The organism is Fulvivirga aurantia (assembly GCF_009711475.1).
Lineage (GTDB): Bacteria > Bacteroidota > Bacteroidia > Cytophagales > Cyclobacteriaceae > Fulvivirga > Fulvivirga aurantia.
Genome location: NZ_SMMD01000844.1, coordinates 1 through 10,925, shown reverse-complemented (window position 1 = coordinate 10,925; position 10,925 = coordinate 1). Strand labels below are relative to the sequence as shown.

Below are 10,925 nucleotides of genomic sequence, written 5' to 3'. Positions count from 1 at the left end.
AAGGTTGGCAGCCATGCGCACGGTGGTTGAGATGCAGTGGTTGGTGGTCATGCCTACCACTACCACGGTTTTTATGTTTTGTGCATCCAGACGCTCCTTTAAGTCGGTGCCTATGAAAGCGCTGTTTACATTTTTAATGAGTACGGGTTCATTATCAAGCGGCTTTACCTCATCTTTTATCTCAAAGCCCGGGTGGGTTTTGTGCAGTTTAGATTGAGGATTTTGCGAGCTGTGAATGACATGAAATACAGGCAAGCCAGCCGCTCGCCAGGCGTGTAAAATCGACTGGCACTTCAGCTCACAATCTTTATTGTTGCGGTTGCCACCCCAGAATTCTTCGTCTTCAAATCCTTTTTGTATGTCTACCAGTAGTAGTGCGGGTTTCTTGTCTCTTAGTTTAGTCATGTTATGTTAGTCGTATTTCGTAAACCATACTTTCTCCCTCAAAGTCTTCTAAAAAACCACTTTTCACAAAGCGAAAGCCCAGTTTTTCTAATAATTTTTGTGAAGCGGTGTTTTCCGTATCGGTAATTCCCAATACCACCTCAAAGCCGAGGGTGTCTTTGGCATATTTCAGCGTGGCTTGTGCAGCTTCGTAGGTGTAACCCTGGCCTTCATGCTGTGGCAACATGGCATAGCCAATGTCTACATTAAGTAAATGGTCGCGCTTGAGCAAACCACAAATTCCGAGAGGGGTACCATCTTTTAAGGCCACTTTATAAAGTCCAAAACCATGTTTTAAGTAGCTGCTGGCCAGTCGTGTGCTGATGTAGTTTTGTGCTTCTTCTACACTATGCACCTTGCGGTCGCCAATAAAGGTTTTCCAACCGGGTGAGTTGAGTAGCTCATATATAAAAGCCGCATCGGGTTGTGCTTCCAGCAGGCTGAGGTGTAAACGATCAGTGGTAATGAGTACCTGCGCCTGTGTGTTATTCACTTTTGCAAACTGCGATTTCTACCCGACCGTTGTTTTGCGATTTTGCAGAACTGCCCACGTTGCCATAGGCCAGTATTACCTGCTTATTGGGCCCACCATCCTGATGCACTTTTATATGGCCATCAAAAGCCTGCAATTCTTCATAACCAAAAGAGGTTTCGTCAATCAATTGGTTAAAGATGGTAATGCTCTGCCCGGTTTCTCCCTTTACAGGATTTAGTGCCAGAGCCATTTCGGCATCCGGGGTTGATATGTCCCCATAATGTAAATGCGTAGGGTGCTCGATGGCACCATCAGTACCGGTGAGCTGTATGATTACCTCCAGGTCACCGTTGGTGCGCTCCTTAAACACAGCCGTGCCGGCAATCGGAAACTCAGAACCCGGCTCTAACACATAAGTAACTTCGTTGTCGGTATAGATACTGGGTGTGTCTGAGTCTTTGTCGCAAGCGCTCAGCGCCAAAAGCAGTAAGAGTGAAATGTAACGCATAGTAGTAATACCTATTTAGTAGACCTAAAGTTGCAAATCTTTTAGGTTAAACAGATTTAAGCGTGGTTTTATTTCGCTTTCGCTGAAATAATTTCCAGGTGCCTACGCTATAACACAGGCCTATGGCTAAACAAATCACAGAGCTCACAAGCATAAAAACGGGCTTATCTGCCAGCTCTTTCATGTAAGGATCATCAACCAAATGGGTAGCAGGTATGCCAAAAAGCGCCCGACTCATAAAAATGAAAGAAATGAGCACGAGTGCAGGTTTTAACAAGGGCAATTTGCGTATAATACCAGCTCCGGAAAAAGCGTACAAAGCCCAGGTGGCGAGTATCGCTGCTATACCAGAGGTGAGCATAGCCGGATAGTTAGATCCGTTGGCAGCAAGTTGAGCAAGGCCCTCACCGGCACCAAAAAATCGGTACCAATCGGGCCCGCCAATAACTATAAATACATGAGTAATTGAGGCTAAAGCACTCAATGAGCCCCCGATAAGTAGTGCGGTGTTTTTTGTAGACATGGTGTTGTTGTTGTTTTGCGTGGTTAAGATAATTGAGGATTAGCTTTTAATTACTGGTAATTTGCAAAATGTGATAATACGTTATTTCAGTTTTTAAATGGTGATAATTACGGGTTAACGCTACAGTTCCCTGGAGCTGTTTTCACTCAAAAAAATACTTCAACCAAAGGCTTTCATATCTATCATTTTACAATATTGGTATTCTTGGCTAATTTGAATAAAAAAAGATGAGTGGCTATTCCAAAACACCACTGGCTAAAAAACTGGGAATCAAAGCAGGGGATAAAGTGCTTTTTATCAACCAACCAGATACTTATTTCTCATTATTTGAGGAATTACCAGACATCACTGAGGTCGATTTTAGCACCTCAGAGGTTGACTTCATCCACTTTTTCACTACGAGTCATAAAGAGTTAAAAGCGCAACTCCCTTTTCTGAAAGAAAGATTGAGTAAAACGGGGATGTTATGGGTTTCCTGGCCTAAGAAATCTGCCAAAGTAGCCTGCGATATCGATGGCAATATAGTGCGGCACCTTGGTCTTGAGGCAGGTTTGGTAGATGTAAAAGTGTGTGCGGTAGACGAGACCTGGTCTGGCCTCAAATTTATGTTTCGTATCAAAGACCGGTGATTTCCACTTTCATAAAATAGAAAGGTGCTAAATCGTAAGTGTGAAAGTCGTGCCGGCACCCTCCTGAGATTTTACGTATATACTGCCATTGTGCAACCGCATGATTTCTCTGCTGAGCGCCAAACCAATACCCGACCCATTGCTTTTTGTAGTGAAAAAAGGAATGAAAATCTTATCCATTTTCTCCTGCTCGATACCCGGACCATTATCTGTAATCATAATAACAATACGCTCCTGCCTGTGTACTGAGATCGATATGCTAGGTTCAGGAGTTTGGACCATCGCCTCTTTAGCGTTTTTGAGAATATTGATGATGACTTGCTCCAGCAGGGCAGGGTCAGCAATGGCTTTTATTTTTCTATCGCTATGCGCAATCGTGATATTAATGTTGTCGAGCTCGTGGGCCAAAAGTAGCTGTACTCGCTCTAAAAGTTTTGGTAAGTCTACTTCCACAAAAGATGGAGTAGGTATACGGGTGAGCGTTTTATAAGCCTCGGTGAATGATTGCAAACCTTCACTCCTAGATTTTATGGCTTCAAGCCCTTGGGAGACCTTGCTCAGCACTTGCGTGTCGGGTTGGTCTTTACGATCAGTTTGTACCATTTGCACCAACGTATCTGTAAGCGAGCTGATGGGTGTCACGGAGTTCATAATTTCGTGTGTCAGTACACGGATTAGCTTTTTCCAGGCGTCCAGTTCATTATTTTCCAGTTCGTTTTTAATGTTTTGCAACGAAATGAGTTTGTACGTTTTGTCTTCAATTTTGAAAGCTGAGGCATAGATCGCCAGTTGCAGCAGGTTGTTGTTAATCTTTACATTCAGTAGTTTTTGATCTCCGGGGGCAATATTGCGTAGCGTATGTAGCAGCTCATTGTTAACGGTTTCGAGGCTTTTAAGGTATAGAAAAGACGTTTTGCCGAGGAGGCCTTTCATGGCATTATTCATCAGGTGTACGCGCTCATTTTGGTCAAAACTGATGATGCCGACATTTACGTGTTCAACCAATGTTTCCAGATAGATGTACTGGGCCTGTTTTTCAAAGCTTATCTTTTTAAATTTTCTGGTTATAGCATTGAAGGTCTGATACATGTTTCTAAAAGAAGCTCCTTTATTCTTGTCAGAAAATGTAGTGGTGAAATCGTCTTGCAGGAGAGAGGTGAGAAAAGAAGTGAAATCCCGATTAGTGCGCTCTACGTACCAAATGAGCTCGGCTATGAGTAGACTAAGGAGCACCAATATGTACATGCTACGCAGGTAGTTGTGTGCCACAAAAATGAGGTACACAAATGCAGCCAGCACACCGGTAAGCAGCAGCACTCTGAAGATGATATTAAGTCTAAAATTTCTCAGCATACCTATAGGTTGTATTTGTCCATTCTTCGATACATGGCACCACGCGATAAGCCCAGCTCTTTCGCTGCGTGGCTGATGTTACCATTATGCTTTTTGATGGCCTTTTTGATAGCCCAGGCCTCAATATGCTCTAGGTTATAATTGTCGAAATTGTAGTTGTCATTATTACCGGATTGCAAAAACCGAAAATCTTCCTGCGTCAGTTTATCACCCTCAGACATAATCACCGCACGCTCGATGGCATGTTGCAATTCTCTTACGTTGCCCGGCCAGCTATAGTTTGTCAGTTTGTCTATTGAGGAGCTCTCGAGCGCTAACCCGCTTTTGTGGTATTTTGAGCTATATTTCTTTAGAAAGAAATCGGCTAGAAGCCCTATATCCCTGGGGCGGTCTTTGAGCGCAGGCATCAGTATTTCTACTGTATTTATCCTGTAGAGCAAATCTTCCCTAAACTCACCCTGTTTTACCATTTCTTTGAGGTTGCCGTTGGTAGCGCAAATTACACGTACATCTACATGGGTAGGTTCATTGGTGCCAACCTTGGTGATTTGTCTGTTTTGTAAAACAGTAAGTAGTTTTTTCTGGAGGTTAAGCGGGAGGTTGCCGATTTCGTCAAGAAATAGGGTGCCACCATCTGCTGCTTCAAACCGGCCGATTCGTGCTTCTTTGGCGTCAGTAAAAGCCCCTTTTTTATGGCCAAAGAGTTCGCTTTCAAAGAGTTCTGTAGGTATTGTACCTAAATCTACCGAAATAAAAGGCTCGCTTACACGGGTTGAATTACCGTGCAATAGTCGCGCTGCCACCTCTTTACCAGTACCGTTTTCACCTAAAATGAGTACATCGGCATCTGTGCCCGCTACCTTCTCGATCATGTGTTTTACCTCAAGGATCGCCTCCGACTCACCGATCATCTCATGTTTTATGTTGAGCTCAGCGGTGAGTAGTTTTTCCTTGTCTTCCAGTTGCTTCACTTTCTTTTCCTGCTGGGTCAGGCGTAGAGTGCTTTGCACTGTAGCGAGTAATTTTTCATTCTGCCAGGGTTTTACGATAAAGTCAGAGGCCCCTTCTTTCATGGCTTCAACAGCGATATCGAGCTCACCATAGGCAGTCATCAGCAGCACGTTAGTCTCCTGACTGATTTCTTTGATTTTTTTGAGCCAGAAAATGCCTTCCTTGCCTGATGTTTCTCCTTGCTTAAAATTCATATCCAGAAGGACCACATCGAAAGTATGTTCTTTAAAGGCTTCTTCTATTTGCTGAGGGTTATTGATTTTTACCACTTGCGTGAAGTGTTGCTCCAGTAGCAACTGAGCTGAAAGCAGCACGAGGTCATCATCATCGACAATTAATATTTTGGCAGGTGTTTTAGACATATGTGGTGTTAGGTGATTTAATATTTTAATTAGTTCTAGCCAGCCTTGCTGAGCCTCGGAGGTTTGGTAAGCTTCCTCATCATGTCTACTAAGCCTTTGAGGATTAGTAGACCCTTTTCAATTCCCTAAAACTACTTCTATCTTCTTAAAACTTACAACTAACTGCCCATTTGTGGACAGTTGACTGTTGTGCCAGTGGGCAGTTTATACATTTTCCCTACACTTAATTCCTTTAAATCGTATCTAAACGGTATTTATGTAAATTGGTACGGTGGTTGGAAAATGAAGAACAGGTTAAAAACTCAACAGCAACAACATGTTTAAAAATTATTTCCTCATCGCCTTCCGAAATATTACGCGTAATAAGGCCATATCTTTCATCAACATCTTTGGTCTGGCAGTAAGTATGTCGATTTGTTTGCTTCTAATTATCATAGTCGCAGACCAGATGCACTACGATGACTTTCATGCCAAGAAAGATCGTATTTATAGAATCAATACCGAGCGAACACAGCAAAAGGAACACCTCTGGTCTACAGCTACTACGGCAAGTCAACTAGCCGATGTTGTAAGTCAGCATACCAGCGTAGAAAAAACAGTAAGTATAGACAGAGACTTTGCTGAAGTTGCCAAGTGGAAAAAACAAGAGATGGCTTTTTCAGGCCTTTATGCAAATAATGCCTTTTTTCAGACATTCAATTTTCCTTTAGCTCAAGGCAATCCTGATAATGCACTCACTTTACCCAACTCTATAGTGCTCACAAAAAAGCTGGCTTCCAGCTTATTTGGTGATACTGACCCGCTAGACCAGATAATTACTATTGAAGGTAAGGGTGAATTTCTAGTAACCGGTGTGATGGCTGAATTTCCGGGTAAAACGCATTTCTCATTTGAGGCGCTAGCTTCGATTAACTATCTAAAAACTTTAAATGAAAGTGATACTACCGCACTTCAGGCCAATAACGATTGGCACCAGATTTACACCAATTACATTTATGTCTTACTAAAAGAGGGATCAAACCCCGAAGCATTAAAGCCTCTACTCGACAAGGCTGCCCTGGAAAATTATGACCAGGAGGGAGAATTTACCTATGAATTTTTTCTGCAGCCTCTCACAGGAATCACTCCAGGCCCTTTGTTGAGCAACAATATGGGTTTTGGCTTGCCTATTATGGTGGTGTATGTGATGTTAGGAATAGCACTGGTGGTGCTTTGCTCTGCCTGTTTTAATTATGCCAACCTTACTACAGCTAAAGCAGTAAATCGCGCAAAGGAAATAGGTGTGAGAAAAGTAGTGGGAGCTAAAAGATGGCACATTTTTATGCAGTTTATGCTGGAGGCAGTCATTATTGCAACTTTAGCTTTTGTGTTTGCAGATCTTATGGCTCAGTGGTTGCTGCCGATGCTCAATAACTATTTTGCTTCAATGGGTGCTCCTATGAGCTTCGATCCTACACCTAATCTGTACATTTGGTTTATCGCTTTCGTCTTATTGGCCGGTTTGCTTGCAGGGCTGGTACCGGCCTTGTTTTTCTCAGCTACTAACCCATTAGCGGCACTAAAGAAAGCTATGAAATTAAATGCCATCGGGCGATCAGCCAGGGTAGATATAAGAAAAGTGCTTGTAGTTATACAGTTTGCTTTTACCATCTTTTTCGTAATTACGATCATTACCATTTATCAACAAACGCGCTTTGTGATCACCACAGATCATGGTTTCAAAACTGAAGGCATCGTAAATGTAAAACTTCAGGGTATGCACTATGAGCCATTAAAAGCGGCTTTTGAAAACCTGTCAGGGGTTACAAATGTGGCATCAACCACTCACTTGCCCGCATTAGGCACCAATAACACCGCCAATGTGAGATTAACAGAAGAGGAAGATGGTACTTTTCTAAGTTTTACCGGGGTGGACAACAACTATCTGGAAACTATGGATTTGGAATTATTGGCCGGGAAAAATTTTCCTGAGCAGATGCCCGATGATGAAAAATACATAATTGTAAACGAGCGCCTTGTAGCTGCTTTTGATTGGGAGGGACCACACGAAGCAGTTGGTAAAACACTAATCGTTGATGACAATGAGGTGGAGATTATAGGTGTGGTCAAAGATTTCCATTACGAGAGGCTTGATGAGCAAATAGGGTCTATGGCGCTCCGCTACCAGCCGAAAAATGCTAATAATGCGGTTATCACAATTAACCAATCTCAGGCTAAAGAAGCAATTGCTGCTATAAAAGGCGTCTGGAAACAACATACTACAAGGCCATTTAGCTACAGCTACTATGAAGATGATTTAAGAATGAGTTATGGTCATTTTGAAGCCTTACTGATGGTTTTGGGCTATGTTACGATCATCACAGTCTCGATTTCTTGTCTAGGTCTTTTGGGTATGGTTATGTATCACGTGCAAAACAAAACCAAAGAAATAGGTATAAGAAAAACCCTAGGAGCCGAAGCTTATGATGTGCTCAAAACTGTAGGAAAAAGCTTTTTATTACTAATTACCATTGCTTACCTCATTGGTGGTCCGCTGGCTTATTTCGTGAACAATATGTGGCTCACAACCAATGCCTATCGGATAGATTTTGGACTGCCCACATTGCTACTAGGTTTCGTATCTGTACTCTGCATAGTCGCTCTCACTGTGGGTGCACAATTGTATAAAGCGCTTAGGATTAATCCTGCAGAGTCTTTAAGAAGTGAGTAATAACGAACCATAACGACCAGATTCATGCTACAGAATTACTTCAAAATAGCCATTAGAAATTTGATAAAATGGCTAATCCTGTAGATGTGCTTCGCAACGATTAAATCAAAAACAACAACTCAAAAACGACAATAACATGCTTAAAAACTATTTTAAGATTGCACTCAGGAATATGCTCAGAAATAAAGCGTATGCCTTTATTAACATATTGGGGCTTACGCTTGGTATTACCTGCTGCAGCCTACTTTTTTTATTTGTAATAAACGAAACAAGCTACGATAAACAGTACCAAAACTCCGAACGGATCTATCGCGTGGTTGAAATTTCTGGTGCCGGAGATGATACCCGGTACTTTGGGCAAACTACACCTGCTCTGGCGCCAACCATGGTGGAGGAGTTTGAAGAGGTTGAAAAGTATTCCAGACTTTTCAAATTTGGAGGTCATGTCAACTTTTCAATTGAGGAGACCAAGTATGCAGAGAGGGATTATTATTTTGCTAATCCTGAGTTTCTTGAAATGTTTGATGTTGAATGGCTTAAAGGAGATAAGACCTCAGCACTAAATGAGCCAGGTTCGATGGTAATTGATGAAGATTGGGCAAAAACACTGTTTGGCAATGAGGAGGCTATGGGTAAGGAAATAATTATTGATGGTGACAAGACACATGTGGTGACGGGAATTATCAAAAAGTTTCCTAAAAATACTCACCTCGATGTGCGCATTTTGGTGTCTTATCCTGGCTCAGAAGATTGGTTTAAAGAATACCTCGCCAATTGGGGTACTTATGGTGCCTACGTATATTTTCAGCTTGCAAAGCACACAAGGTTGAATCAGGTAGAAGCCAAAATACCCGGGTTAATTGAGAAATATTTCAAACCGGAAGACAACAGGAATTTCTACTTACAGCCACTGACAGATATTCATTTTAACTCAAAAGATATAGAGTTTGGTGCCGACAATGCCAAAGGTGAAGAAGCTTACATCTACATTTTCATAGCAGTAGGCGCATTGATGTTGCTGATTGCGTGCATCAATTACATGAATCTTGCTACTGCCAAATCGCTACACAGAGGCAAAGAAATTGGTATGCGCAAAGTGTCAGGAGCTCAGCGCTATCAGTTGATTGTTCAATTCCTGACCGAGTCTACTGTAATGGCACTCATAGCTCTGATTTTATCTGTTGGTTTGGTAGACTTACTACTGCCTTACTTCAATGAGCTTACCAACAAGGCATTTGAGTTTAATGCGGATACCTTTTTAGGTATATTCTCATTGCTATTTGCTATCACGCTTGTAGTGGGTGTAGTTTCAGGCTTATACCCTGCCTTTCTCATGTCGAAACTAAAGCCTGCAAATATTCTCAAAGGCTCATTGACTACCGGCAGAGGTAGTATTTTACTTCGCAAAACTTTGGTTATTACTCAGTTTACGCTTTCGATAATAATGATTGTGGCTACAATCGTAGCCTCAAATCAAATGAGTTATGTGCAGGAGAAATCGCTAGGTTTTGATAAAGATCATATGATGGTTATTGACATCAATAGTGGGGCGGTGAGACAAAGGGCTGAAACTATGGCCAATGAATTTCTTAAGTCACCTTATGTGACCAAGGTAGGAATTTCTTCTCGTGTGCCCGGGGAGTGGAAAAACCTGCAGCAACTCTATGTAAATGCTGCGAATGATCCTGACTCATTAAGAACGAATTTTATCGGCTTCGATGTCAATATGATAGATACCTATGAAATCGACATAGTAGATGGAAAAGGGTTTTCTGGCAATGCGCAAAGCGATTCTCTTACAATTTTGGTAAACGAAGCACTTGTAGAAGAGCTTGACCTCAAAAGCCCTGTAGGTGATTATTTGACTATTCAGGGAGGCCGTTTCCAAATTACAGGTGTGCTTAAGAATTTCAATTTTCAATCATTGCACAGCGAGATCGCACCTCTTATAGTTGGTGCCTGGAATAACCCTTTTCAGCAAATTGACTACTTTTCTCTTAAATACGACCCTGATCATATAGAGGAGGCAGTGGCTCATGCTACCAGTGTACACGATCAGTTTGATGAGTATACGCCCATCGAGTATCATTTTTTAGACCAGCAATGGGATCTTTTTTACGAAAATGACAAGCGTGCCGGTAATGTATTCGCACTTGGTGCCGGTATCACAATTTTTATAGCATGCATGGGGCTATTCGGCTTGGCATCATATATCATTCAAAAGCGAACCAAGGAGATAAGTGTAAGAAAGGTATTAGGTGCCAGCGTGAGAGACTTGTTTATGCTACTTTCTAAAACTTTTGTAGTACAGGTATTTATCGCTTTTATAATTGCCGTACCAATTGCCTGGTATATGATGAATGCCTGGTTAGACAATTTTGCCTATAGGTTCAATCTTGGTGTTTCAGAATTTCTAATAGGAGGTATATCGGCCTTACTTATCTCAATGATTTCGATAAGTTATAAGGTGCTGAAGGCTGCTTATCTCAATCCTGCAGGTACTTTAAAAGAAGACTGATATACAGATTTATTGTCTTCATTTAATTATTGGGGCTTTTAACCTGCGAGTCACAAGCTCTAGAAGATCCTGAGGTTGTTATCAACCTCAGCGATCGGAAAGCTGGTTATCAAAAGCAAATTGTATCTCAACTTTCAGGAGCGTCTAAGTTGAGCGATGGATCAGTATAAAAAGCCGTTGGTCGGTGGAGGAGCGGAAGAAAAAACCGGTTCTGGAAGCTCATGTACACTACCATGTACAGACCGGGTGGCCGTTGAGTGTTGGGTTTTTTAATAGCTGACATTTATTTATTGGTAAGGCGTAAACCGTTGGTGAATAGGCTGATACGTGATAATTAATGCAAAAAAAACATTGCTTTTATCATAAAAAATTATCTTATTCAGACTCAGCGC

At 41.8% G+C, this 10,925-nt stretch carries 9 protein-coding genes; 3 read left to right on the top strand and 6 right to left on the bottom strand.

Annotated elements, in window-relative coordinates:
• From E1176_RS12545 to E1176_RS12530, 4 genes are all read right to left on the bottom strand, one after another.
• A partial coding sequence (locus E1176_RS12545; RefSeq protein WP_155210979.1) for an isochorismatase family protein occupies positions 1 to 405 on the bottom strand: 405 nt, incomplete at its 3' end.
• Between the two features lies 1 nt (position 406).
• Positions 407 to 937 (bottom strand): GNAT family N-acetyltransferase, encoded by a 531-nt coding sequence (locus tag E1176_RS12540; protein ID WP_185152787.1) that lies wholly within the window; start codon positions 935 to 937, stop codon positions 407 to 409.
• Positions 930 to 1,427, bottom strand: coding sequence for a hypothetical protein (locus E1176_RS12535; protein WP_155210978.1), 498 nt, complete (start codon positions 1,425 to 1,427; stop codon positions 930 to 932). Before E1176_RS12535 ends, E1176_RS12540 begins: the two co-directional genes overlap by 8 nt.
• Positions 1,428 to 1,473: 46 nt before the next feature.
• The gene (locus E1176_RS12530; protein WP_155210977.1) at positions 1,474 to 1,950 is read right to left on the bottom strand and encodes a hypothetical protein; all 477 of its coding nucleotides are present in this window, start codon (positions 1,948 to 1,950) and stop codon (positions 1,474 to 1,476) included.
• A 227-nt stretch (positions 1,951 to 2,177) separates the two neighbouring features.
• Here E1176_RS12530 and E1176_RS12525 point away from each other — a divergent pair, with 227 nt between their 5' ends.
• Positions 2,178 to 2,579 carry a DUF3052 family protein gene (locus E1176_RS12525; protein WP_155210976.1) on the top strand — a complete coding sequence of 134 codons (402 nt, stop codon included), beginning with the start codon at positions 2,178 to 2,180 and terminating at the stop codon, positions 2,577 to 2,579.
• Positions 2,580 to 2,606: 27 nt separating this feature from the next.
• Here E1176_RS12525 and E1176_RS12520 read toward each other — a convergent pair whose 3' ends face one another.
• Both E1176_RS12520 and E1176_RS12515 read right to left on the bottom strand, forming a co-directional pair.
• A complete protein-coding gene (locus tag E1176_RS12520) occupies positions 2,607 to 3,932 on the bottom strand; it encodes a sensor histidine kinase (RefSeq protein WP_155210975.1) in 1,326 nt (441 codons plus the stop codon).
• 2 nt (positions 3,933 to 3,934) lie between these two features.
• On the bottom strand, positions 3,935 to 5,305 hold the full coding sequence (locus E1176_RS12515; protein WP_155210974.1) for a sigma-54-dependent transcriptional regulator: 1,371 nt from the start codon (positions 5,303 to 5,305) through the stop codon (positions 3,935 to 3,937).
• A gap of 316 nt (positions 5,306 to 5,621) precedes the next feature.
• Here E1176_RS12515 and E1176_RS12510 point away from each other — a divergent pair, with 316 nt between their 5' ends.
• Positions 5,622 to 8,015, top strand: a complete 2,394-nt coding sequence (locus E1176_RS12510; protein WP_155210973.1) for an ABC transporter permease — start codon at positions 5,622 to 5,624, stop codon at positions 8,013 to 8,015.
• A gap of 136 nt (positions 8,016 to 8,151) precedes the next feature.
• Positions 8,152 to 10,533: an ABC transporter permease gene (locus E1176_RS12505; RefSeq protein ID WP_155210972.1), complete on the top strand. Its 2,382-nt coding sequence runs from the start codon at positions 8,152 to 8,154 to the stop codon at positions 10,531 to 10,533.
• Positions 10,534 to 10,925 lie beyond the last annotated feature (392 nt).